The organism is Haemophilus sp. HMSC066A11 (assembly GCF_001811665.1).
GTDB classification, from domain to species: domain Bacteria; phylum Pseudomonadota; class Gammaproteobacteria; order Enterobacterales; family Pasteurellaceae; genus Haemophilus; species Haemophilus influenzae.
Genome location: NZ_KV805878.1, coordinates 167953 through 192308, shown reverse-complemented (window position 1 = coordinate 192308; position 24356 = coordinate 167953). Strand labels below are relative to the sequence as shown.

The 24356-nt window shown below is 37.9% G+C and carries 17 protein-coding genes and 1 pseudogene; 8 read left to right on the top strand and 10 right to left on the bottom strand.

Features of this window, described 5'->3' with window-relative positions; all coding sequences use genetic code 11:
* Positions 1–760 precede the first annotated feature (760 nt).
* The gene (locus HMPREF2813_RS07780; protein WP_014550589.1) at positions 761–2998 is read right to left on the bottom strand and encodes a TonB-dependent hemoglobin/transferrin/lactoferrin family receptor; all 2238 of its coding nucleotides are present in this window, start codon (positions 2996–2998) and stop codon (positions 761–763) included.
* Positions 2999–3107: 109 nt separating this feature from the next.
* Between HMPREF2813_RS07780 and HMPREF2813_RS10025 the strand changes: the two are divergent.
* Together HMPREF2813_RS10025 and HMPREF2813_RS10160 are read left to right on the top strand one after the other, a co-directional pair.
* Positions 3108–3572: pseudogene (locus HMPREF2813_RS10025) on the top strand (helix-turn-helix domain-containing protein); the annotation flags it as partial.
* A 14-nt stretch (positions 3573–3586) separates the two neighbouring features.
* Positions 3587–3742 carry an IS3 family transposase gene (locus HMPREF2813_RS10160; RefSeq protein ID WP_005687654.1) on the top strand — a complete coding sequence of 52 codons (156 nt, stop codon included), beginning with the start codon at positions 3587–3589 and terminating at the stop codon, positions 3740–3742.
* A gap of 47 nt (positions 3743–3789) precedes the next feature.
* Here HMPREF2813_RS10160 and HMPREF2813_RS07765 read toward each other — a convergent pair whose 3' ends face one another.
* Positions 3790–4419, bottom strand: coding sequence for a glutathione S-transferase family protein (locus tag HMPREF2813_RS07765; RefSeq protein ID WP_014550590.1), 630 nt, complete (start codon positions 4417–4419; stop codon positions 3790–3792).
* A 334-nt stretch (positions 4420–4753) separates the two neighbouring features.
* A complete protein-coding gene (gene serS / locus HMPREF2813_RS07760; RefSeq protein ID WP_005687652.1) occupies positions 4754–6043 on the bottom strand; it encodes a serine--tRNA ligase in 1290 nt (429 codons plus the stop codon).
* 166 nt (positions 6044–6209) lie between these two features.
* On the opposite strand from serS, the gene HMPREF2813_RS07755 reads away from it, so the two are divergent.
* The gene (locus HMPREF2813_RS07755; protein WP_005687651.1) at positions 6210–6440 is read left to right on the top strand and encodes a hypothetical protein; all 231 of its coding nucleotides are present in this window, start codon (positions 6210–6212) and stop codon (positions 6438–6440) included.
* Here HMPREF2813_RS07755 and HMPREF2813_RS07750 read toward each other — a convergent pair.
* Both HMPREF2813_RS07750 and HMPREF2813_RS07745 read right to left on the bottom strand, forming a co-directional pair.
* Entirely contained in the window at positions 6394–7137 is a 744-nt protein-coding gene (locus tag HMPREF2813_RS07750) for a threonine/serine exporter family protein (protein ID WP_005687649.1), read from the bottom strand. The genes HMPREF2813_RS07755 and HMPREF2813_RS07750 overlap by 47 nt on opposite strands.
* A gap of 127 nt (positions 7138–7264) precedes the next feature.
* Positions 7265–8527 carry an HlyC/CorC family transporter gene (locus tag HMPREF2813_RS07745; RefSeq protein WP_005654254.1) on the bottom strand — a complete coding sequence of 421 codons (1263 nt, stop codon included), beginning with the start codon at positions 8525–8527 and terminating at the stop codon, positions 7265–7267.
* Positions 8528–8807: 280 nt separating this feature from the next.
* Between HMPREF2813_RS07745 and ffh the strand changes: the two genes are divergently transcribed.
* Positions 8808–10187 carry a signal recognition particle protein gene (gene ffh, locus HMPREF2813_RS07740; protein ID WP_005687647.1) on the top strand — a complete coding sequence of 460 codons (1380 nt, stop codon included), beginning with the start codon at positions 8808–8810 and terminating at the stop codon, positions 10185–10187.
* A gap of 224 nt (positions 10188–10411) precedes the next feature.
* On the opposite strand, the gene HMPREF2813_RS07735 is transcribed toward ffh, so the two are convergent.
* The 5 genes from HMPREF2813_RS07735 to HMPREF2813_RS07715 all read right to left on the bottom strand — a co-directional run bounded on the left by HMPREF2813_RS07735 (position 10412) and on the right by HMPREF2813_RS07715 (position 19890).
* A complete protein-coding gene (locus HMPREF2813_RS07735) occupies positions 10412–13435 on the bottom strand; it encodes a type I restriction endonuclease subunit R (protein ID WP_014550591.1) in 3024 nt (1007 codons plus the stop codon).
* A 103-nt stretch (positions 13436–13538) separates the two neighbouring features.
* Positions 13539–14615 carry a restriction endonuclease subunit S gene (locus HMPREF2813_RS07730; protein WP_005689977.1) on the bottom strand — a complete coding sequence of 359 codons (1077 nt, stop codon included), beginning with the start codon at positions 14613–14615 and terminating at the stop codon, positions 13539–13541.
* A gap of 381 nt (positions 14616–14996) precedes the next feature.
* Complete coding sequence (locus tag HMPREF2813_RS07725) at positions 14997–16460, bottom strand: ATP-binding protein (protein WP_011961804.1); 1464 nt, start codon at positions 16458–16460, stop codon at positions 14997–14999.
* 126 nt (positions 16461–16586) lie between these two features.
* Positions 16587–18959 (bottom strand): type I restriction-modification system subunit M, encoded by a 2373-nt coding sequence (locus tag HMPREF2813_RS07720; RefSeq protein WP_011961805.1) that lies wholly within the window; start codon positions 18957–18959, stop codon positions 16587–16589.
* A 175-nt stretch (positions 18960–19134) separates the two neighbouring features.
* Entirely contained in the window at positions 19135–19890 is a 756-nt protein-coding gene (locus HMPREF2813_RS07715) for a Nif3-like dinuclear metal center hexameric protein (RefSeq protein ID WP_011961806.1), read from the bottom strand.
* Positions 19891–20201: 311 nt separating this feature from the next.
* Between HMPREF2813_RS07715 and htpG the strand changes: the two genes are divergently transcribed.
* The 4 genes from htpG to HMPREF2813_RS07695 all read left to right on the top strand — a co-directional run bounded on the left by htpG (position 20202) and on the right by HMPREF2813_RS07695 (position 24348).
* Positions 20202–22082: a molecular chaperone HtpG gene (htpG, locus tag HMPREF2813_RS07710; RefSeq protein WP_041174610.1), complete on the top strand. Its 1881-nt coding sequence runs from the start codon at positions 20202–20204 to the stop codon at positions 22080–22082.
* 78 nt (positions 22083–22160) lie between these two features.
* Positions 22161–22505 (top strand): ArsC family reductase, encoded by a 345-nt coding sequence (locus HMPREF2813_RS07705; RefSeq protein WP_011961808.1) that lies wholly within the window; start codon positions 22161–22163, stop codon positions 22503–22505.
* Between the two features lie 27 nt (positions 22506–22532).
* Positions 22533–23666 (top strand): succinyl-diaminopimelate desuccinylase, encoded by a 1134-nt coding sequence (gene dapE / locus HMPREF2813_RS07700; RefSeq protein ID WP_011961809.1) that lies wholly within the window; start codon positions 22533–22535, stop codon positions 23664–23666.
* A gap of 1 nt (position 23667) precedes the next feature.
* Complete coding sequence (locus HMPREF2813_RS07695) at positions 23668–24348, top strand: M15 family metallopeptidase (RefSeq protein ID WP_014550593.1); 681 nt, start codon at positions 23668–23670, stop codon at positions 24346–24348.
* The last annotated feature ends 8 nt before the right edge of the window (positions 24349–24356 follow it).

The following is a 24356-nucleotide window of genomic DNA, read 5'->3' as shown; positions in this document are numbered from 1 at the left end:
CCCATGTGAGAGTAGGGCACCGCCAGGTTATCAGATACAAATCTAAATCACATAAAAACAGAACCCTAGTTGAAGAGCTGGGGTTTTTGTTTTTGTCTAAAAATTAGAAATATTTGAATTCCTTGTAAACTTGTTGTATTGCTGTAAAAAATTTCTCTAGATTAACCATCTTTTAAAGGATAAATGTAATTGTCCATAAATCTACAAATATATTTTAATTTTTTTAAAGTAATTAATAGCCTATATGTACTTTATTCGTACTCTTTACTATTTAGGTAATTGCTATAAATTTAAAACAGAATACATTGCAATTATGTTATAAAGATGCGTTGTTGTTATATGGAAAGTTATGTTAAATTATATAAATAACTTATATTACATAATGCCTCTGTTTTAACTTTCTTCTTCATAGCTTATTCTAATGATATTCCTATAGTAGGAAAGTTAGTGAGAACAACAGGCTATATAGTTTGGGGTATATTAATCGGAAAGAAAGGAAAACTAGAAGAAATGTGTATTGACTTTGTTGTTAAGCTAGATGCTAGATTTTAAATTATATTTAAATTTTTAGGTAAGTTTAGTTTCTATTATGGAAAGTAATAGGGTAAAGATAAAACATAATTTTGATATTTATCTATAATTTAAGATGTCGTACTTATTTGGATTTATTATTTAAATTTGCTCTTTAAAGAATACTAAAATTAGTATAGGAAATTATAGTTATGATAAAGCCCGATTAGATTCAATCGGGCTATTTATTCTAAAATTTCTGAGATAGGCTAAATTTGATATTCCTACCTGTTCCAGAAGCTAATTCGCCTAGATAAGGGTTATATGCTCGGTTAAATAAATTATCCACCGTAATCTTAATATTCATACCTTTAATTTTTTCAGGAGTCCAAGAAAGAAATAAGCTATGTAGGCTATATCCTTTTGAAGCTGGCAATGACCAATATGATGCTTTAGGATCACCAGATAATGGCGATCGATCTTGTCTTCTTACAAACTCAGCACGCCAGCCAGCTGTAAAATTATATTTGGGAATATTAAAACCTAAAGCAGTAGTTGCTTTTCTAGGGGGAATTTCAGCAATCCATGTTGAGGTTTTACCCCATGGGTTTCTTGGTGAGGTGTCACGTTTTCCTTTTACATAAGAATATGTTAGCTCACCAAATAAATAAGTGGATTGATAATAAGCTTCTAACTCTGCACCTTGAATAACATAACCTGGAAAATTACGATAATTTCCAATGGGTTTAGGACAAACATGATTGGTATCTGCAGCATTGCCTACACAATTAACTCCTCTGGTTTTAAATATTTCATTCTTGCCGCGATTGTAAAAATAAGTAGTTCTAAATTGAAAAGCATCATTTTCCTGAAATAGATGATTGAGAGTAATAATTCCACCCACTCTCGTTTGATTAATCATTTCTTTTTCTAAATTTAAAGAGGTTGCTGTTACAGGCCCAGAAGATTGCTTATATTGCGTCTCATATTGTTCATCAATAACAGGTGCACGCCAAGTTCTACTAAAATTTGTAAATAAACTTAAATAATGGTTTACATCATACTTAAGACCTAAATAATAAGACCAGCCATTATAATTTTTCTGAGAATAATTATGCCCTGCAGATATATCATTATATTGTGGTGCTAAATTTTTCTGCCCTATATTATTGATATGGTCATAACGCACTCCTGTGCTAAAAATTATATTTTTCCATTTTATTTGATCTTGTAAATAAAACGCCTGTGTATATTGACGTCCAGATGGCATATAATAGGGTTGGAAATAGCCATAATTATAATCCGCTTTTCTCACTTTACTTTTATCATACATTAAAGTATGTCTTGTATTTTTTAACCATTGCAAACCAAATAATAGTTCATGCCGAGTACTTTTAATATTAAAAGTACTTGTGTTATTTATATCAAAAGTAAGATCTGAATAAGTTATCCAGCTTTGATTACCGAGTGTACCCAAAAATACAGAAGAGGCTTTTTCGGGGCGAGTATCATTTTGTGTGGTTTTACTGTAGCTGAACTGAGTAGATAAGTTAATCCATGGGTTATTTTCAGGTAGATAGTTGTATTTTAATGTGTAATTTTCATCTTTTTGATCTCGATAAACCAGTTTACGTTTCCAAGCAATATCAGCACCATAACTCATTATATCCTTCAAACTTGGTTTAGGTAGGATATCTCTTTTTGCTGCGAAAGGCTCCCAGCCTTTATGAATACCATAAACACTCGATAATGTGAGTAAATGCTCGGGTGAAATTTGCCAATTTAATTTTATTAATCCGGTTTTTTGATTATTTTTTGAAAAAAGAATTTTGCTATTATCGGGTCTTTTATAATCGCCAGCATTTCTTACAGAACCAAATAATAATAAATCAATATTTTTTTGTTCATTTTGTAAAACTAGTGCAGTACTATAAGTTTTTTGGTTATTATTGCTATTATTTCCATACTTTAAAAAACCACCTATTTTCTGGTTTTCTTGCAAGAAATCCCTAGCATCCTTGGTTTCAAATTTTACTGTTCCAGCAAAACCACCATTACCATATTGAGGAGAATAATTTCCTTTGTCTACTGTTACTCTTCTTAATAATTCAGGCTCAATAAAAATAGAACCCTGTTGGTATTTTTCAAAACTTTTTGTAGCCCCATCTAACTGCACTCTAACATCTTCAGCATCACCCATTCCATTAATATTTAATGTTTGACCACCAGGGCGAAACCCGCCAGCCATATTCACACCTGGCAAGATATTAATTAAATTTGCTGCATTATCAGCTTGTTGTTGTTCGATATTTTTCTGTTTTAATACTGAACGACCAGGTAGTTTATTACTATCATCATTAGTGTTCACAATAATAGGTAATAACTCCTCTCTATTAGAATTAGAAGAATTTTGTTTTGCGGTTACATTTAGTTGAATACCTACAAGGGTAACTAATAAAAAGATACGTTTATTAATTAAAATATTCATATATACCCTTAAATCTTAATGATAATTATTTACATTTATTCTAAGTTTAACGATGATAAAAGCAAGATATTTTTACTTATATAAATTAATTGTAAGATGCAGATTTTTTATAGCCAAATACAACACTCTTTTCAAACAACAAGTCATCGAATTTTATATTCAAAATGGTAAAAATTATTCACTCATCCGTAAACATTTTCAACTTGACAGTAGAACATTGCGACATTAGATTAACCAGTTTAATCATAGTAGAATCAATGGGTTAGCTGTGTTGGGTAAGAAGCGAAATTACTCACTTAAATTTAAACTTAACGTGATACAAACGGTTAAAAATGGGCAATTTTTGTAGAAACTTCCTATTTATACTTTGGTATTGCTGATTCAGCTGTTATTATCCGATGGTTACAAGTCTTTGAAAAAAAAGTATAAATGGCTTGATACCCAAACATGGAGGTTTCCTAAGCATGGAACCGAAATATTTTAAAATTGCCATCTAAACCGAACCACTGAAGATGAACGTTTGAAATATTGGATTTTGGAGCTGGAAGCAAAGAATGTCATTCTAAAAAAGATGAAAGGCATCTTTGGATGATTAAAAACGAAATGTATTACGGTGAACGATTTGAGACGTTTGAAGAACTGGAAAAACGCTCTAGGGGTATATTCATTATTACCCATGAGCGCATTCAGGATATACTAAAAGGACTAAGTTATGTGAATGATAGAACTCAGTCCTTGAACTAAATAAGTCTAACTTTTCGTAGAAGATCAAAGATATAGAACATTATTTTTTATACTTTTAGTTCTTCAATTTTTCTCACATTTTCGACAGCTTGATCAGTCTCAACACGTTGTATAAAAGCCGAAAGTTGTGTTAAGTGGCTGAAATTTATACCCACTGCTCGACACCAATTGAGCATAATGTAAAGATAGGTATCTGCAACGGAAATATCTTCTCCAAAATAAATGTGACTTTCTAAATGCTCATTTGCGACTGCAAGTTGATCTAAAATTTGCTCTACTGCTTGTTGGCGAATAGTGTGTGCAAGTGTTTCGTTATCTTTTGCATAGTTTGGCAAACGGAACAGAGGCACAAATGATTTATGCACATCGGAATTAAAAAATGCTAACCAGCGAGCTACTTTGGCTTTATCACGTACGGTTTTGCTACCAAATAATTTTGAATTAGGATAAAGTTCATCTAAATAGTGCAAAATCGCTTGGTTTTGCGAAAGAACTAAATCGCCATCAACTAATACAGGTACTGTCCCGCGTGGATTCAATGATAAAAATTCAGGTGATTTAATTAACTCACGAGTGACAGGTTCAAATTCATAATCAGCATTTTCACGTATTTTTACCCACTCTAATGCCACATGTGGAACAAATGAACACGCACCAATTAAACCATATAATTTCATAAAATACTCCTGTTGGTTTATGATCTATTGATGGAATTATACTGTTTTATACGTGGAATATCTAACTTATTAAAATTGCTTCTTACTATTGTTTAATCGTAAAGTGAACTAATATTATAACAATTTAGATACTTTGATATGTTTTTTAGAGTAATGCTCTGGATATTGATGTCAATTGAAAGATAAATTTTCTATGTTATAGATATAATTTTATAATAGGATAAAGTTCCTAATTGGCTTGAATACCAAAAAATTTAAAACAGTTATTGTAAGGCTTTGATAATAAAAAAGCGTGGAAATTTTAAAATCCACGCTTTTTTATCTTCTAGAAGGATTATTTGCCGATAACGTCTAATCCGCCCATATATGGACGTAGCACTTCTGGTACGGTGATTGAACCATCGGCATTTTGATAGTTTTCAAGCACAGCTACTAAAGTACGACCAACCGCTAAGCCTGAACCATTTAATGTGTGCACTAAGCGAGTTTTCTTATCGCCTTTTGCTTTACAGCGAGCTTGCATACGGCGAGCTTGGAAATCCCACATATTTGAGCAAGAAGAAATTTCTCGATAAGTATTTTGTGCAGGCACCCAAACTTCTAAATCGTAAGTTTTGCAAGAACCAAAGCCCATATCGCCTGTGCAAAGTAAAACTTTACGGTATGGTAAATTTAATAATTGCAATACTTTTTCCGCATGACCTGTTAATTCTTCAAGTGCTTCCATTGATTTATCTGGATCAACGATTTGTACCATTTCTACTTTATCAAATTGGTGCATACGAATTAAACCACGAGTATCACGACCGTAAGAGCCTGCTTCAGAACGGAAACATGGCGTATGTGCGGTCATTTTTATTGGTAATTTTGCTTCATCAATAATCACGTCACGCACTAAATTAGTGACGGGCACTTCTGCGGTTGGAATTAATGCGTAAGGTTGTTCGCCTTGTAAGGCTAAAGTATGGAATAAATCTTCCCCGAATTTTGGTAATTGCCCTGTTCCATAAAGTGTGGCGTGATTTACTAAATAAGGCACATAGGTTTCTAAATAGCCGTGTTGTTCCGTATGAAGATCTAACATGAATTGTGCCAATGCACGGTGCATTTTAGCGATTTGACCTTTCATTACGGCGAAACGCGCACCAGCTAATTTAGCCCCAGCAGCAAAATCTAAGCCATTTGCTTCTTCACCCAAAGTGATATGATCTTTGACTTCAAAATCAAATGTACGCGGTGTACCCCAACGTAAGATTTCTTTATTTTCTGTGTCATCTTTGCCTAATGGCACTTCGTCTGCGGGTAGATTTGGAATACTTAATGCAATTTGATTGATTTCTGCAAGTACCGCATCTAATTGTGCTTTTGCTTCAGTCAATTGATTGCCCATATCATCCATTTCTGCCAATAATGGTGCGATATCTTCACCACGTGCTTTAGCAGCACCAATGGCTTTGGAACGAGCATTACGTTCCGCTTGTAAGTTTTCGGTAGTGACTTGTAAGTTTTTGCGCTGATCTTCTAACGCGGTGAGTTTTTCCGTATCAAGCATAAAGTTGCGTTTTACTTTTAATTTTTCTGCGACTTCTGCTAAATTATTACGGAGTAAATTTGGATCGATCATAGAATTTCCTTACTTTTTTCGTTGAAATGAAAACAACCTTATTCTAGCGTGCTTTCTTCAAATAAACCAGTTTAAAAGCCAACGTATAAAAATAAAGAAAAATTGACCGCACTTTGTATTAGAATCCACGCCCCATTTAGTTAGTGGTGATGCTGATGCTGTTGATATGGTAAAAATTGAGCGTAAGGCGACAGATTCTGCGTATCATGAATTTACAAAAATTCTTACTTCATCCGCTCAATTAATGGCTTTTTTAAATCAATCTGATTTTGTGAAAGCGAGAGCTAAAGTTGAAAATGAAACTGTTCAGCAAATTGCCTCACATTTTAAGTTTTCTCAAGAAAATAATCTTAATCAATTAATTCTATCCTCTTTTGATCGTGAAGACATGGGATAATTGCGGCAACGGTGAAGGCTTTGGGATGGGCTAAATAACGATGGGAAAGATGCACGCCTAAAAATCCAATCACGCAAGTGGCAAAGAATGTAGCAAATACAATAGGCATATTAATATGCAGTAATAATGTGCGTGTAACATGCCCAAGTGCGGCTAAAATTGCACAATATTTTAAGGCTTTGGACGGCACATTAAATACTAAAGCAAAGCCCACCGCTGGAATCGCAGCAAATAGCATATCATCGAGTAATTTCAACATAAATATTGTGATGCCGCAAATTATCCAATCGCCACCAGATAAATGGGCTAATGACGCACAAGATAAGCCTATCATAAATACCACTAACCATCGGTTATATTTAAGCGGTTTTAATTGATCCAGTTTTCTTTGTGCGATCTCTAAGTCATACAAATGATGCTCAACGGCAATCACAATGCGCTGAACATCTGTGACCATTTGCATATTAATGCCTTTATCTGTATTTTTTCGTGCGGTAGTAATGCAATGATTATCTGATAAGGTCGTCAGCACAACTGCATTTGCCGTAAGCGCACATTCTACACTTTCTACGCCAAGTGCTACGCCTAAACGCTGTGCCATTTGTACCACCACGGTACTTTCTGCCCCATGTTGTAACAAGAGCAGTGCTGTTTGTACGCACACGCGAGTCACCGCCCGTTGGTATTCGTGCTCCATATCTTTGTTCTCTATCAAAATATACCTAGAAAGAATTATAAAAATCTTTTCTAAAAAATGCGCAAAAAAGAACCGCACTTATGATCCAAGTCAAAAGTGCGGTTCAATTTGGCGGAGTTTTTTATGATTAAAGTTTGACGACTTTCGCCTGTTTTATCATATTATCGCCCACTTCAAGAATAGTGATTAGCAAACCATCAATTTCGCAAATCGTACCTTCGTCGGGTATTTCCTCTAAGTGTTCTAAGATTAAACCATTAAAAGTACGAGCATCTTCTGTATCTAATTCCCAGTTAAACATTTTGTTGAGATCGCGTAGATTAGCGGAGCCATCGATAATCATTGAACCATCAGACTGTTGAATTACTTCTTTGTCAATGCTTGGGGCGGTGGAAGTGGTAAAATCCCCAACGATTTCCTCCAAAATATCCTCCAAAGTGACAAGCCCTTTAATATCGCCGTATTCATCTACAACTAAGCCAATTCGCTCTTTATTTGTACGGAAATTTGCAAGTTGCGTTTTTAATGGCGTGCTTTCAGGAATGAAATACACTTCATCTGCGGCACGAATTAAGGTTTCTTTGGTAAATTCATTTTTTTCAAGGAGCAAGCGGAATGCTTCACGCACGCGCAAAATGCCAAGTACTTGTTCATCAAGGCTACTTTTATAAAGTACAACACGATTGTGTGCGGCGTGATTGAGCTGGCGCATAATAGCTCGCCAATCATCATCAATATTTATACCGCCGATTTCGTTGCGGGGAACCATAATGTCATCAACAGTGACGGTTTCCATATCCAAAATAGACAGTAACATTTGTGGATGTTGTTCATTTGGTGTTGCTTCGCCCGCTTCTGACACAATACTACGCAGTTCTTCACTACTAATTACTTGTTTTTGCATATCAAGTTTTAACCCTACTATTTGCATCAAGGATTTAGTAAAAATATTCATTAACCAAACGAGCGGATAAAAGATTTTAAGCAATGAAGTTAAAATATGACTTGAAAAAAAACTCACTTTTTCTGCGTGCATTGCAGCCACCGTTTTGGGGAATATTTCAGAAAATACGAGCATTACGAAAGTGAGCAAACCCGTTGCAATCGCCACGCCGGCATCGCCATATAAACGCATACCAATTACTGTTGCAATTGCAGATGCGCTGATATTCACAAGGTTATTAAAAATAAGAATAAAACTTAACAAGGTATCTGGCTTTTCTAGCAGTTTTTCCGCTTTTTTCGCGCCTTTATTGCCTTGTTCAGATAGAAAACGAAGACGATATTTATTGAGGGAGAGTAGTCCAGTTTCAGAACCAGAAAAATAGGCTGATAAAACTAAACAGATAATAAGAATAATAAATAAAGTACTAAGGGGAATGCTATCCAAGGGAAAATCCTTTTGTTCGTTAATCAACAAAAAGTGCGGTCATTTTTCACCGCACTTTTTACCTGTTATTTGATTTTGCTAAATCAAATAGCTGCTCAAATAGCCAAGAGTGGGCAGAATAATACCTGAAATTGGCTAAATAATCATTCTTTTTCCTTATCTCCTATGCTTTCTTCATGAAATCGCCTACTCAAAAATCCATTTTCATTTGAAATGATGAAAAACGCCTAAATTTCGGTATAATCAGCGTAATTTTTTAAGAAAAACAGGATTGTTAGCCATGTTTGAGAATTTATCGGATCGCCTTTCCAAAACCTTACGTAATATCACAGGAAAAGGTCGTTTAACGGAAGATAATATTAAAGAAACCTTACGCGAAGTGCGTATGGCATTACTTGAAGCCGATGTTGCCTTGCCAGTGGTGCGTGAATTTATTGCAAAAGTAAAAGAAAGCGCGCTTGGGGAAGAAGTCAATAAAAGTTTAACGCCAGGACAAGAATTCTTAAAAATCGTTCAGCGTGAGCTTGAAAAAGCCATGGGCGAAGCCAATGAAAGTTTAAATCTCGCAACCCAACCACCAGCAGTTATCTTAATGGCAGGTTTACAAGGGGCGGGTAAAACCACCAGCGTGGGTAAATTGGCAAAATTTTTGCGTGAACGCCATAAAAAGAAAGTATTAGTGGTGTCTGCTGACGTATATCGCCCTGCTGCGATTAAGCAACTTGAAACCTTGGCTCAATCCGTTGGCGTGGATTTTTTTCCATCGGATGTTAAACAAAACCCCGTTGATATTGCTAAAGCGGCACTTGCTGATGCAAAACTGAAATTCTACGATGTGTTGATTGTGGATACGGCAGGTCGCCTACACGTTGATACAGAAATGATGGACGAAATCAAGCAAGTCCATGCAGCGTTAAATCCAATCGAAACCCTTTTCACTGTTGATGCGATGACTGGCCAAGATGCGGCCAATACGGCAAAAGCCTTTAATGAAGCATTACCGCTTACGGGTGTTATTTTGACGAAAGTGGACGGTGATGCACGCGGTGGTGCGGCGTTATCTATTCGTCAAATCACAGGTAAACCAATCAAATTCTTGGGTGTGGGCGAGAAAACAGAAGCGCTTGAGCCGTTCCATCCTGATCGTGTCGCTTCCCGTATTTTGGGCATGGGCGATGTGCTTTCCCTTATCGAAGATCTTGAACGTTCTGTTGATCGTGAAAAAGCGGAAAAAATGGCGCAGAAATTCAAGAAAGGCGATGATTTTACTTTAGATGATTTCCGCGAACAGCTGATCGAAATGAAAAAAATGGGTGGCATGATGTCTATGCTTGAGAAATTACCAGGTGCAAAAAATTTGCCTGATCACGTTAAAAATCAAGTAGATGACAAAATGTTTATCAAAATGGAAGCGATCATTAACTCCATGACCCTAAAAGAACGTGCCAACCCAGATATTATCAAAGGATCTCGCCGTCGTCGTATTGCATTAGGCTCTGGCACTCAGGTGCAAGATGTCAATAAATTACTTAAACAATTCGATGAAATGCAACGTATGATGAAGAAAATGCGTAAAGGTGGCATGGCTAAAATGATGCGTGGAATGCAAGGCTTAATGGGCGGAGGCTTAGGCGGTCTTGGCGGAATGTTTAAACGATAATTTCAGAAGATAAAAGTGCGGTTAAAAAAGAAATATTTTTACCGCACTTTTGTGTTTTATGAATTATAGCTAATTTATAAATTATTCTAATTAACGACGTTGCTGTTATGGAAACTATATTTAATTTTCTCTTTTAAGTATGTGAAAAAATTAATTAATGTTTACGATGATATTAATTTAGATAGAAAAGGAGAGCCGAACGTTAATTTTTCAGGCAATCTTTTCTATCCAGCCAAAGCCCGTTGCAAACTTTGCGTCCAAGCGGTTCTAAATGCGGCATCTTTGGCAAAGAGTTTGTATAGCTCTAATTCATCCCTATGGCGTTCGCTCATGACATCGCGCAAAATGGCTTGGAAAGCCAATTCACGGGTATGAATATCCGGGTTGTTTTGATATTTTTGCTCAAAGTCTTTATGGCTACGGATGCGCTCGGTAATATTGATAAATTTTACCCGTTGCTCATCCGGCGTTGCGCTCCAATCTTGAAACCATCTTTCGTTAAATACACGAATAATTTCATCAATCGGATCTTTTTCTTTATCTTCACTATGCGTACCGCGCGGATTGGGGTTTTGCGGGTCAAGCCCTGTTTCTTCATCATCTAATTTAATGCTGTAATTCAGTTTGGTACGCGCCAAGCCGTAAGAGCTTAAATCCACAGCATCTAAAATTTCATCAAATTCATCCATCGGGTCTTGTACTTTTAATTTCGGCACTAAGAATTTGAGGAACCAATAGAGCTTTTCCCAAGCGATATTTTCAAAATTGATGATGGAGGCCGTTTGCCCGTAGATTTTTAAAAACTGTTTTGCCTTGATTTTAAAATCAACTTTTTCATTTCGATCCAAATCCAATTCATCATCAAAACGTTGGACAGCCACATCAATCATACTGCTTAATTGCTGTGCGTCTTTATTGGCAAAATAGCCTTCAGTAAAATCGTTGACCTCCGCTTGTTCGTACACGCCGGTTTCATCCAACCGGTCTTTCAAATCATGCAAGACATTGACATCGGTTGCCTGCGACAACGAAGTAGAAGTATAAAACGGCTCAAATGCCTGCTGAATATCTTCAACGCTGTTAAAAAAGTCCAATACAAACAAATCTTCCGTGCGTTTACTCAACTTATTCGCACTGCGATTCAAACGAGATAAAGCCTGCACGCAAAGCACGCCGGAGAGTTTCTTATCCACATACATGGCACACAATTTCGGCTGATCGAAACCGGTCAGATATTTATTGGCGACCACCAGCAAACGATATTCATCTTGATCGAAATACTCTTTGGTTTCGCTTTCTGCAAAGCCGTTCATTTCCGCTTCGGTGTATTCGACACCGTCAACCACTTTACTGCCTGAAAACGCAATCGCAATTTTAAATGGATTACCCCGCCCGGCCAGCAAGTGTTTTAACGCCTGAAAATAGCGGATGGCGGTTTCAATATTTTGCGTTACCACCATTCCCTTGGCTTTGCCTTTGAGTTTTTTACGGCTAAAGATTTGCCGGATAAAATGATCCAGCATAATTTCCGCCTTGGTATCAATCGTTTGTTGCGAACGCTCCACATAGGCCTTCAGACGGCCTTGAGCCTTCTTGCTGTCAAACTCCGGATTATCTTCAATCGATTTAGTGATCTCATAAAAACTTTTATAAGTGGTGTAATTCGCGATTACATCCAAAATAAAGCCTTCTTCAATCGCCTGCTTCATAGAATAAAGGTGGAACGGCTTAAACTTGCCATCCGCCTGTTTTTCGCCGAATTTTTCCAAAGTGCTGTTTTTCGGTGTGGCGGTGAAAGCAAAATACGACGCATTGCCGCGCATTTTGCGGGATTGCATCGCTTGTAAAATCAAATCTTGCACATCTTCGGCATCAAGGTCTTCCGTTTTACCGATGGCTCGGTTCATATTGTCGTGTGCCGAACCTGATTGTGAGCTGTGCGCCTCATCAATAATCACCGCAAATTGTTTATCACCCAAATCAGCAATGCCATCCACAATAAACGGGAATTTTTGAATCGTGGTAATAATGATTTTTTTGCCCTGCTCAAGCGATTGGCGCAATTCTGCCGAACTCAACGCCGGCGCAACAATATTTTTGACTTCAGAAAAATCTTTAATGTTGTCACGCAACTGTTTATCAAGCAAACGACGGTCGGTAACAACAATCACCGAATCAAAAATCGGGCGGTCTGCCTCCCTGCCGTTTGCCGCCTTTTCATTGCACGGATAAGCCTCAATCAACTGATACGCTAACCAAGTAATGGAATTGGATTTACCCGAGCCGGCAGAGTGTTGAATTAAATAGCGTTTGCCCACGCCTTGTTCACTGACATCAGCAATCAAACGGCGCACCACCTCTAATTGATGATAGCGAGGGAAAAAGAGCGAGCGTTTCTCCAGTGGATCTTTGGTTGACCCATCTAAACGCATAAAATGCTGAATAATGTTGGCAAGGCTGGCTTTGCTGAACACCTCTTGCCATAAATACGACGTGCGGTGTCCGTTGGGATTGAGTGGATTGCCCTTACCGCAGTTGTTGCCCAAATTAAACGGCAAGAAAAACGTAGCAGGCCCCGCCAATTTGGTGGTCATATAAGCTTCTTCCGTATCTAAGGCAAAATACGCCAAACAACGCCCGAAGTGAAACAGTGTTTGGCTTAAATCTCGGTTGCGGTATTGTTTTTGGGCATCAATGGCCGTCTGACCTGTCCAATGGTTTTTCAGCTCAAGGGTAATGATTGGCAAGCCATTGACAAACAGCACCATATCCACCGTTTCATTGCTTGAGGCAGAATAAGGCACTTGTCGCATACAGCTAAACAGATTTTGCTCAAAACGCTGTTTGACCTTTTCGCCGCTGCTGGCAAGCGGAACGGGGTAGAGCAAATCAAAATGAGCGCTATCAATATCCAAGCCTTTTTTGAGCAAATGTAGTACGCCGTTTTTCTTTATTTGGCGGTCTAACCGCTCTAGAATTTTACGTTGCCAGTCGTTTGGGTTTAGCTGTTGAAAACGGGCAAGTTCTGCCTTTTGGCTGGTTTGCAGGAATTGCCAAAATAGACGCGTGTCAATGGCAAACTGTGCATCAAAATCCTGTGAAAATGCCAGTTCAAAACCATGATGGCGTGGCAGGTGGTATTCTGCTTTCGGCTCGCCCAGCTTATTTTCCATGTTTTCACGCCAAGTGCCGGTTAAGGCTTTTTCGATGGCAATTTCCAAATCTTTTTCCTTAGTTCCTGAAACCATTTTTCGCCCTTTTGTGAATTTTTTTAAATTTATTCATTACGTCTAAGTTGCACCGCAGCCAATATTCAAAATCCATCGGATTTTTTGACCGCACTTTTCACACCTATACCCGCACCTTGCCGGTCACCACATCGTTAATCAACACGCTTTTATACTCCTTCAGCTTTTCAATATGGGCTGTTTTTAATGCGATTGCTTGGTCGATTTTAGCGGTTTGTGTGTCTAGGTAGTCTGCGATTTGTTGCTGTTCTTTCAAATTTGGTAATAACACAAAAGTACCTTTTAAAATTGACTGAGTAATACTAAAAACTTTTACCCCTTTTACTTTGTTTCGGATCTGATTTCTAAATGATAAAGAATCAAAATAATAAGCAATATAACGGTGAATAGCCGTTATTTTTAATCTAGTTATAACAGTATGATAGCCTGCAAAAATTCTTGTACTACTATTTAAATAAGTAAAATTTCCTGAACCTTCAATGTCTTCAGATGTATCTGCAAAAACGAAATCACCTTTATTTAACATCGAGTTATTAAATACTAGGTATTTACTATCTACGCATTTTAATGCATCTCTTTCTGGTATAACTTCAAATCCATACCTGGAATGAACTTCACCATAATTTACGCAAGGAATTCCTTCATCTTGCAAGTTTTCTTTTGTAATGCTTAATCCTTTTCCGAAATCGAAAAGATTGCGAAATCGCTTAATATCCCAATGCTCCGGCACTTGCCCTATCCATTCCACACCGGAATCTTTTAACGGTACATCGGGGTTTAAGCCACGGGTTACGGCATTTTGAATCAGAATCTGCTTGTGTTCTTTCAGCAGGGCAATCTGCTTTTCCGCTAAATCCACCGCCCGATCGATTTTGGCGGTTTTATCGTCTAGGAATTGCGCGATTTTTTGTTGTTCGGAGAGAGGTGGAATAACCAAAATACTGTCTGAAATATGCCCATAGTTAATCGTTTGTCTTACACCTGAACCTAATAATTTCATATATGCAACATCGTATCTATGTAATAAATACGAAAAGTATTTTTTATTAATTATTTGTTTTTCTTTTAAAACAATGTAACCGGCACTTACAACAACGTCTATTTCTGATAAAGCAATTCTCAAACTAATTAGGTCATAATTTAAGTTTAAAGGATTTATTAAAAACTCGCCTTTTAACACCTCTTGATATGAACGTTTTGTTGCCTCTGTTACTTTATCATCCGATTTTTCAATAACTTTACCAAAACTAATGGCTCCACAATTAAGAGACAGGCTTTGCTTATGTTTTTTTTCAACAAATAATTATTTCAAGCGTTTTAACTCCCAATGGCTCGGTACCTCCCCTAGCCAATCCACACCTGAATCCTTGTAACTCTCGTATCGTCTCATTTGCAAAAAATCCTTAAAATCTGACCGCTCTTATTGATGCAATTTGTTGTCCGTTTAACTATAAAAAAACTTGCTTATTTCATGCCAAATCTTGCTTAAAAGATAAAAATCATTATTTTTCAGCAAGTTAAGCATTGTCAATTTCCTTGCTTAGCAAGCGATAAACCTTACTTAATCTTTTCTAAAAGCATATTTGGCATTGGGATCACGCTGTTTTACACTTTGTCTTTCAATAATACCTTGCTGAATAAAGGCATTTAAATACGCTCGGATCGAATTCAGGTTGATTTTTGTATGGTCAACCAATTCTGACAATATCGCCGTACCATTTGTAAACAGATAAAGCAAAATGGCTTTTTGGGTGTCGTTGTAGTTTGTCCATTCTTTTTCAATCTGCAGCATAGTGGCTGTAGATACCGTTTTTTCATGTGCGGTAACACGGTTGCGCAATGTTAGATAAACATTGTTGTGTTGTTCTCTATATTCAGGCTTTGCCAATAATGATTTTTCCATTGATTCATAAATACGGGAAACGCCTTCATTAAGCTGACGGACATACCCAAAATCTTCTAAAACTCGTGCCATACGTGGATTCCGAGCGAATCGTTCCGTTTTAATATTTTCAATGGTGACTTGAGCAGGGAGAGGGCCACTATTACTAATTTCAAGACGATCGTCGAAATGTTTAATATAAATAACATTACCTTGAACATTGTAAGAACGATGACAAAGCGCATTTACAACACCTTCTAACCAAGCTTCTTCAGGATATTCCGGTACTTTGATAAATTTTCCCTGATTGACATCAAGAAAGTAATAATCTCTTAAAGAGGCTCTTAAAAAATAAGTCAGCTCCTTAATTAGCCTTGGAATATTATTTTCAAAACGTTGGTCTTTTATCACATTATGCTCAGTACCGACTTTCGCTACTGTACCTTCATAACGAACATAGCGGACTGATGCTGAAGGAATGTAACGTTCCGGCATGGTAGAAAAGAGTAAAATGGCTGATTTTTTAAACTGATAACAACCTTCCTTTTTGGTTAATAAATTTCGCTTGTATAACAAATCTAAGATATTATCGGAGGTAAAATTAACTTTCTTTTTATATAGCTCTAATAATTCTTGATCTAAATCTTCTTCATTAAAATCAGGAACTATTTCATCTTCAAATAGACGGATATTTTTATCATATTCAAGATTTTTGATTTGTTCTCTGGTGAGAGGGCCTCGATTACTATCTGCTACACGTAAGAACACATTTTCATTGTCTTTGCGACAATAAATACGCTCTAAATCTTGCTCTACGTGGAATAAGAAAACTAATTTTCCATCAACCAGAATTTCTTCCAGTTCAATCCGACAAGGCGGTGCAATAAAATCGAAAACCAATTTCCGATAATCATCTAATCGCTCGGCAAGACTATTCAGGTCTTGGATTTCGCCATTATCTGCCACACCAAAAGCCAAAACTCCGCCATCAGCATTGAGCATTCCAACTAATTCTTCTGCTATTTTAGTTGGCTTGATGCCTCTTTCTCCTAATCCTTTACGCTCAAAATATTGGTTTTCCGGCTGCGTCTCTAAATAATTTTTTGTGATAATGCCGTTAATTTTAGAAAGCGGTTCTGTCATTATTATTCCTTGCTTATTTCATGCTAAATCTTGCTTAAAAGATAAAATTCATTATTTTTCAATATATTATTTGCTTTTTAATTTCCTTGCTTAAGACCTATAAAAACTTGCTTAACAGTTTTTTCATTAAGCCTCTAGAATCTCACTAATCAAGCCGTCAGCCTGTTTTTCCAACGCCAAAATATCTTGGGCAACTTCTGCAAGGCTGCGTAATGGTTTGTGGCGGTAGAAGTATTTGTTGAAGCTGATTTCATAGCCGATTTTCACGTTTTCCATATTCAGCCATGCTTCGCTGATGTGCGGTTGCACTTCGGCTTTGAAATAATCGAGGATATTTTGTTTGAGCGGTATGGATTCGCTGTCGCGCAAGTCGCTGCTGGTTTCATATTGGATATATTCGCCTGCTTTGCCGGTGGCGTAATAGCCAAAGTCTGCTAGCTCGTCGGCTTGGCATTGGTAGCGTTGGCAAAGAGCATCCAATTCGTTTGGTTTGAGCTTGAGTGTTTTGGCAATCACTTTAGCGGCATTTTCGTTGTACCAGCTTACGGCATTGAAAATGGCCTTTTTCTCTGTGGCAGAAAGGGGGATTTTTTCGGTTTTCAGACGGCCTTCCACTGCTTGTTTGAATTGGTTGAAATCGTCAAATTGGGTTGAGCCGAAATGTTCGAGCAAGGTTGAGGCCGTCTGAAAAAGTGTGGCAGCTTTTTCCCACGTTTTGACATCCAGCAGCTTTGCCTTGTTTTTGTTGTTTAAGGCAATGCCTTGCGCCTCACACCAAGTGCTGATTTCTGGCTCGGTTTTGGCCAAATATTCTGCGTTGTAAACTTGTTCGCCATGTTGCTGATAAAGATATTGCATCGGCTCAAACAAAGCCTTGTCAAACCGTAAAGGCGCGATATTTTCGGCGGTAAATTGGGCAGAACGGCGATCCGGGCGTTCGATGGTGACTTTGTAATAGCCGAAATCTTGATTGTCAAAAATCTGCGAAGCCAGGCCGACCGCTTCATTTTGGCTGTCGGTTTCGCGCGCTTTGGCAGTGAAATCAAGATAGTTTTGGGTAATTTCGGCGATATGTTCAGGTGCAAATTCGCAGTTTTTATCGCCGAGGTTTTTACGCAATTTACGGAACAAGAGGCCGGCATCAATGAGCTGAACTTTGCCTTTGCGTGCTTCGGGTTTGTTGTTGGACAGCAACCAAATATAAGTGGTAATGCCTGTGTTATAAAACAGATTATTAGGCAGCTGTACGATGGCTTCGAGCAAATCTTTTTCAATAATATGGCGACGAATGTTGCTTTCTCCTGAACCTGCATCGCCGGTAAACAGGCTTGAGCCGTTATGCACAGAGGCAACACGGCTGCCGATTTTGTTGTTTTTCGGCGATTTCATTTTGTTGACCATTTCCATCAGGAAAAGCAGCTGACCATCGCTGGAGCGCGGGGTGGCATCAAGGGTTTCTACATTGCCCCAGTAATCTGGTAAGGTAACTTTAAAGCGACTGTCGATAACCTCATTGCCGTCTTTGATATAGGCTTGATCTTTGCTCCAGCTTTTGCCATATGGCGGGTTGGAAAGCATAAAGTCAAAGTGATTACCTTGGAAGCTATCTGTAGCAAGGGTTGAGCCGACTTTGATGTTTTCGGGATTATCACCTTTAATCATCATGTCAGATTTACAAATGGCATAGGTTTCATCATTGGTTTCTTTACCAAACAAAAAGATGGAACGCTCGCCTTGTGATTCAGATAGCGGATATTTTTGCTCAATAAAGTTTTGCGACTCGGTCAGCATGCCACCGCTGCCGCAAGCTGGGTCGTAAATCGTAATAATGGCCGGAATTTGGTCTTTGAGCGGATCAAAGACTAAATGCGTCATCAGCTCGATCACTTCGCGCGGGGTAAAGTGTTCGCCAGCTTCTTCGTTGTTTTCTTCGTTAAATTTACGAATCAGCTCTTCAAATACATAGCCCATGCCCAGATTGGTCAGCGCTGGTAATTTGTTGTCCTCAGGGTCTTGTTGTTCTTTAGGGGTAAGATTGATATAGGGCGATACAAATTTTTCCAACACACTCAGCAAAACATTTTTATGAGACATATGGCGGATTTGTTCGCTCAGCTTGAAGCATTTGATGATTTCCTGCACGTTGGTGCTGAAACCGTCAAGATATTCTTCAAAATTCGCCAGCATATGCTGCGGCGTATTGCCGGCGGTTTGATAGAGGGATTTTAATGTCCATTTCGAGGTGTTATAAAAAACATAGCCGGTAATTTTTTTGAGGGGAAGGTCATCCAATTCGGTGAATGCCAATTCTTCTTTTTGAAAACGCATTTCTTCCAATACGGCATCTTTGCTTGGCTCAAGCAAGGTGTCCAAACGACGAAGCACAAACATCGGCAAGATCACATCACGATATTTACCGCGCACATACACATCGCGCAGACAATCGTCTGCAATACTCCAAATAAAAGAAACCAGTTTGTTATGAACAGAATGCTCCATATTTGTTCCCACTTAATATTATGAAATTTTTTGGGTATTGTTGCTTATTTTTAATGGGCATTCAATTTTTTCTTTTATTAAAGGAAGCTAATTGTTATTAGTTATGATTGTAGGATCTTATAGAGAAGAAAGCGTGTGGTAAAAAATTAAGTAAATTTTACCGCACTTTTGTATTTTATGCTGGATTATCTATATCTTTAAATTCTACGTCAAAGCCATATTCTTTCGCCAACCATTCGCCTAATGCCTTGATGCCATAGCGTTCTGTTGCGTGATGACCTGCAGAGAAGAAATGCAATCCTTGCTCACGGGCAGAATGGATTGTTTGTTCTGACACTTCCCCTGTAATAAATGCGTCGCAGCCTTGTTCTGCAGCAAGATCAATATAACCTTGTCCGCCACCGGTACAGATGCCAATTTTTCGGATTAAGTGCGGTCCGTTTTCAATGCAAATTAACGGTTTTCGATTTAACACTTTTTCTATTTTTTCTGCAAATTTTTCACCTGTCATCGGTTCTTTTAATTCGCCCCAAACAGGAATACTCACAGAGCCTTTTTCTAATGGTTGTAAATTTTCAATGTCGAGCAGTTTGGCTAATTGTGCATTGTTACCTAATTCTGGGTGCACATCTAATGGCAAGTGATAGCCATATAAATTAATGTCGTTCACTAAAAGGGCTTTAATTCGCTTGCCTTTCATTCCTCGAATACAAGGGTTTTCACTTTTCCAAAAATAGCCGTGATGAACCAAAATCGCATCGGCGTTTTTGCTGATTGCGTAATCAATTAAAGCCTGACTCGCCGTTACGCCAGTAATGATTTTTTTGATTTCTGTTTTACCTTCGACTTGTAAGCCGTTGGGCGCATAGTCATTGATTTTATCAGAAGAAAGTTTTTGATTAATGAGTTGTTCAAGTTCGAGATTATTCATAATGGATCGTTGATTGGAAAAAGTTGGGATATGGTACAAAATTCCCAAAAAAATGGCTAGTGCGAAAGGAGTGGGGGAATGCACTAGCCAAGTTTCATTACTATTAAATTACTATCTAGTATCTAAAACAGAATTCATTATATACATAAGTTTATAGCGATCAAGGGGAAATAAGAAATTTTTTATTTAAAGTGCGGTTTAAATTCCTTGTGTTTTTTTACCGCACTTTTCCTCTTAAATTCCCCTTGAAATCTTTCTTTTTATTCTTATATCTGTGACGTTCAATTTTTATCTTTATGAAGGAAAAAATTATGTCACAAAATCAAGAAACTCGCGGATTCCAATCTGAAGTCAAACAACTACTCCAATTAATGATTCATTCTTTGTACTCTAACAAAGAAATTTTCTTACGTGAATTGATTTCTAATGCTTCTGATGCAGCAGATAAATTACGCTTTAAAGCACTTTCCAACCCTGCTTTATATGAAGGCGATGGCGACTTGCGTGTGCGTGTTAGCTTTGATGCGGATAAAGGCACTATCACAATTAGCGATAACGGCATTGGCATGACCCGTGAGCAAGTCATCGATCATTTGGGTACGATTGCAAAATCAGGAACAAAAGAATTTTTAACCGCACTTGGTCAAGATCAAGCAAAAAATAGCCAGCTTATTGGGCAATTTGGTGTGGGTTTTTATTCAGCTTTTATTGTGGCAGATAAAGTGACTGTAAAAACCAGAGCAGCTGGCGAAGAGGCGGATAAAGCCGTACTTTGGGAATCTGCGGGTGAAGGCGAATATTCTGTGGCGGATATTGAGAAAAAATCCCGTGGCACAGATGTGATTTTACATTTACGCGAAGATGAAAAAGAATTTTTAAACGAATGGCGTTTGCGTGAAATTATCGGTAAATATTCTGACCATATTGGCTTGCCAGTGGAAATGCTGACGAAAGAATACGATGATGAAGGCAAAGAGTGCGGTGAAAAATGGGAGAAAATTAATAAATCCGATGCGCTTTGGACGCGTTCTAAAAATGATGTGTCTGATGAGGAATACAAAGCGTTTTACAAACACTTAAGCCACGATTTTGCTGATCCTGTGACTTGGGCGCATAACAAAGTTGAAGGAAATCAAGCATATACTAGTTTGCTTTATGTGCCAGCTAAAGCACCTTGGGATTTATTTAATCGCGAACATAAACACGGCTTAAAACTTTATGTTCAACGTGTATTTATTATGGATGATGCTGAGCAATTTATGCCGAATTATCTACGTTTTATGCGTGGTTTAATCGATAGTAATGATTTGCCATTAAATGTATCTCGTGAAATTTTACAGGATAACAAAATTACGGCTGCATTACGCAAAGCATTAACTAAGCGTTCATTACAAATGCTAGAAAAATTAGCAAAAGATGATGCAGAAAAATATCTTCAATTCTGGAAAGAGTTTGGTTTAGTCTTGAAAGAAGGTCCTACAGAAGATTTTGCTAACAAAGAAACTGTCGCGAAGTTATTGCGTTTTGCTTCGACACATAATGATGGTAGTGAGCAAGCTGTCTCTTTAGAAGATTACATCTTGCGTATGAAAGAGGGGCAAAAAGCTATCTATTACATTACAGCGGATAGTTATGTTGCAGCGAAAAATAGCCCACACTTGGAATTATTCAATAAAAAAGGCATTGAGGTTTTGTTGCTTTCCGATCGCATTGATGAATGGATGTTAAGCTATTTAACTGAATTTGACGGTAAACAATTACAAAGTATCACGAAAGCAGATTTGGATTTAGGCGATTTAGCCGATAAAGAATCTGAAACACAAAAACAACAAGATGAAGCCTTTGGTAGTTTTATTGAGCGTGTGAAAAACTTGCTTGGCGAACGGGTAAAAACGGTGCGTTTAACTCACAATTTAACGGATACACCAGCGGTGGTTTCTACGGATAACGATCAAATGACGACCCAAATGGCGAAATTGTTTGCAGCCGCAGGGCAACCTGTACCAGAAGTAAAATACACATTTGAACTGAATCCAGAACATCATTTAGTGAAAAAAGTAGCGGATATTGCAGATGAAACTGAATTTGCTGATTGGGTGGAACTGTTGCTTGAACAAGCTATGTTAGCAGAGCGCGGATCTTTGGAAAATCCAGCTGCGTTTATTAAACGTATCAATAAGTTGTTAGGTTAATTCATTTGAGATGAAGTAGCATAAGGGTTAAAATCCTCAATCTGATTAGATTGAGGATTTTTCTTTTTTAGGTGAAATATGATTACAGTTTACGGTATTAAAAATTGCGATACAGTAAAGAAAGCGTTGAAATGGTTGGCGGATCACAATATTGAATATAAACTCCATGATTACCGTATTGATGGGTTAGATTTGAATTTTTTAACCCAAGCGGAAACTCAATTTGGCTGGGATGTGTTAGTGAATAAACGCAGTACAACTTGGCGTAATTTGGATGAGCAAGTTAAAAATTCTCTTGATAAAACCACCGCACTTTCCGTGTTGGCTGAGAATCCAACTTTAATTAAACGCCCAATTATTTTACAAGATGGGAAGGCATTAATTGGATTTAATGAAAAGGAATATCAGGCTGCTTTTGCTTAAAGTGCGGTTATTTTCTTAGGAGTTTTTATGAAAGAAAAAGTGGTTTCGTTGGCGCAAGATTTAATTCGTCGCCCGTCTATTAGCCCAAATGACGAAGGCTGTCAGCAAATTATTGCCGAAGGTTTAGAAAAATTAGGTTTTCAAATTGAATGGATGCCTTTTAATGACACGTTGAATTTGTGGGCAAAACACGGAACGAGCGAGCCAGTTATTGCGTTTGTAGGACATACGGATGTTGTGCCTACTGGCGATGAAAATCAGTGGTCGTCTCCGCCGTTTTCTGCGGAGATTATTGATGGCATACTTTATGGGCGTGGTGCGGCGGATATGAAAGGCTCCCTTGCAGCAATGATTGTGGCGGCAGAAGAATACGTAAAAGCAAATCCTAACCATAAAGGCACCATTGCATTATTGATTACCTCTGATGAAGAGGCTGCTGCAAAAGATGGAACTATACGCGTGGTTGAGACGTTAATGACGCGTGATGAAAAAATTACTTATTGTATGGTTGGCGAGCCATCGAGTGCTAAAAACTTAGGCGATGTTGTCAAAAATGGTCGCCGCGGCTCAATTACGGGAAACCTTTATATTCAAGGTATTCAAGGACACGTGGCCTATCCGCATTTAGCTGAAAATCCAATCCATAAAGCCGCCCCGTTTTTGCAAGAATTAACGACCTATCAATGGGATAAAGGTAATGAATTTTTTCCGCCAACAAGCCTACAAATTGCTAACATTCACGCAGGTACGGGAAGTAATAATGTAATTCCTGCTGAGTTATATATTCAGTTCAATTTGCGTTATTGCACAGAAGTCACGGATGAAATCATTAAGCAAAAAGTGGCTGAAATGCTAGCAAAACATAATTTGAAATATCGTATTGAATGGAATTTATCAGGCAAACCCTTTTTAACAAAACCAGGTAAATTATTAGATTCGATAACCTCCGCTATTGAGGAAATCACAGGCATAACGCCAAAGGCTGAAACAGGTGGTGGCACGTCAGACGGTCGTTTTATTGCATTGATGGGCGCAGAAGTAGTGGAATTTGGCCCGTTAAATTCAAGCATTCATAAAGTCAATGAATGTGTCAGTGTAGAAGACCTTGGCAAGTGCGGTGAAATTTATCACAAAATGTTAGTGAATTTATTGGATAGCTAAAATGAAATTAACCCTAGAAATGCTTACAGGAAAGTCCCGTGAGCATTTAGTCAATTTACCCACAACTCATTCATCAAATCATTTTTTGCAAACGCAAGCTGTGCAAGCATTTCAAGCTTTGCAACAAAGTGCGGCAAAAAATGGCTTTAATTTACAGCCTGCGAGTAGTTTTCGTGATTTTGAACGCCAACAACTTATTTGGAACAGCAAATTTAAAGGCGAGAGAAAAGTCCATGATGACACAGGAAAGGCATTAGATTTAAGCCAATTAGATGACTGGCAAAAATGTCAGGCGATTTTACGTTGGTCTGCATTGCCAGGGGCGAGCCGTCATCATTGGGGAACGGAAGTGGATATTTTTGATCCTGATCTTTTGCCACAAGGGCAATCTTTACAACTAGAGCCTTGGGAATATGAAAAAGGCGGCTACTTCTTTGAATTGAGTGAATTTCTTGCCGAAAATTTACCGCACTTTGATTTTGCTTTGCCTTTTATGAATATGCAGTCCAATAAGAAAGTGGGGCGGGAGCCTTGGCATATCAGTTATTTGCCGTTAGCTGAATTGGCAAGCCAGCAATTTTCTCCAGAGATTTTGCAACAGGCGTGGAAAGGGGAAAATATTTTAGGCGCAGACTGTTTAATATCACATCTTGAACAAATTTTTTCCGAATATATTGTTTAAAAATAAGC

Coding starts and splice junctions, on each gene's coding strand:
- HMPREF2813_RS07725 (WP_011961804.1), bottom strand. CDS start 16,460: ATGACAGAACCGCTTTCTAAAATTAACGGCATTATCACAAAAAATTAT.
- HMPREF2813_RS07765 (WP_014550590.1), bottom strand. CDS start 4,419: ATGAAATTATATGGTTTAATTGGTGCGTGTTCATTTGTTCCACATGTG.
- HMPREF2813_RS07750 (WP_005687649.1), bottom strand. CDS start 7,137: ATGGAGCACGAATACCAACGGGCGGTGACTCGCGTGTGCGTACAAACA.
- ffh (WP_005687647.1), top strand. CDS start 8,808: ATGTTTGAGAATTTATCGGATCGCCTTTCCAAAACCTTACGTAATATC.
- htpG (WP_041174610.1), top strand. CDS start 20,202: ATGTCACAAAATCAAGAAACTCGCGGATTCCAATCTGAAGTCAAACAA.
- dapE (WP_011961809.1), top strand. CDS start 22,533: ATGAAAGAAAAAGTGGTTTCGTTGGCGCAAGATTTAATTCGTCGCCCG.
- HMPREF2813_RS10160 (WP_005687654.1), top strand. CDS start 3,587: ATGATTAAAAACGAAATGTATTACGGTGAACGATTTGAGACGTTTGAA.
- HMPREF2813_RS07735 (WP_014550591.1), bottom strand. CDS start 13,435: ATGGTTTCAGGAACTAAGGAAAAAGATTTGGAAATTGCCATCGAAAAA.
- HMPREF2813_RS07705 (WP_011961808.1), top strand. CDS start 22,161: ATGATTACAGTTTACGGTATTAAAAATTGCGATACAGTAAAGAAAGCG.
- serS (WP_005687652.1), bottom strand. CDS start 6,043: ATGATCGATCCAAATTTACTCCGTAATAATTTAGCAGAAGTCGCAGAA.
- HMPREF2813_RS07780 (WP_014550589.1), bottom strand. CDS start 2,998: ATGAATATTTTAATTAATAAACGTATCTTTTTATTAGTTACCCTTGTA.
- HMPREF2813_RS07755 (WP_005687651.1), top strand. CDS start 6,210: ATGGTAAAAATTGAGCGTAAGGCGACAGATTCTGCGTATCATGAATTT.
- HMPREF2813_RS07720 (WP_011961805.1), bottom strand. CDS start 18,959: ATGGAGCATTCTGTTCATAACAAACTGGTTTCTTTTATTTGGAGTATT.
- HMPREF2813_RS07695 (WP_014550593.1), top strand. CDS start 23,668: ATGAAATTAACCCTAGAAATGCTTACAGGAAAGTCCCGTGAGCATTTA.
- HMPREF2813_RS07715 (WP_011961806.1), bottom strand. CDS start 19,890: ATGAATAATCTCGAACTTGAACAACTCATTAATCAAAAACTTTCTTCT.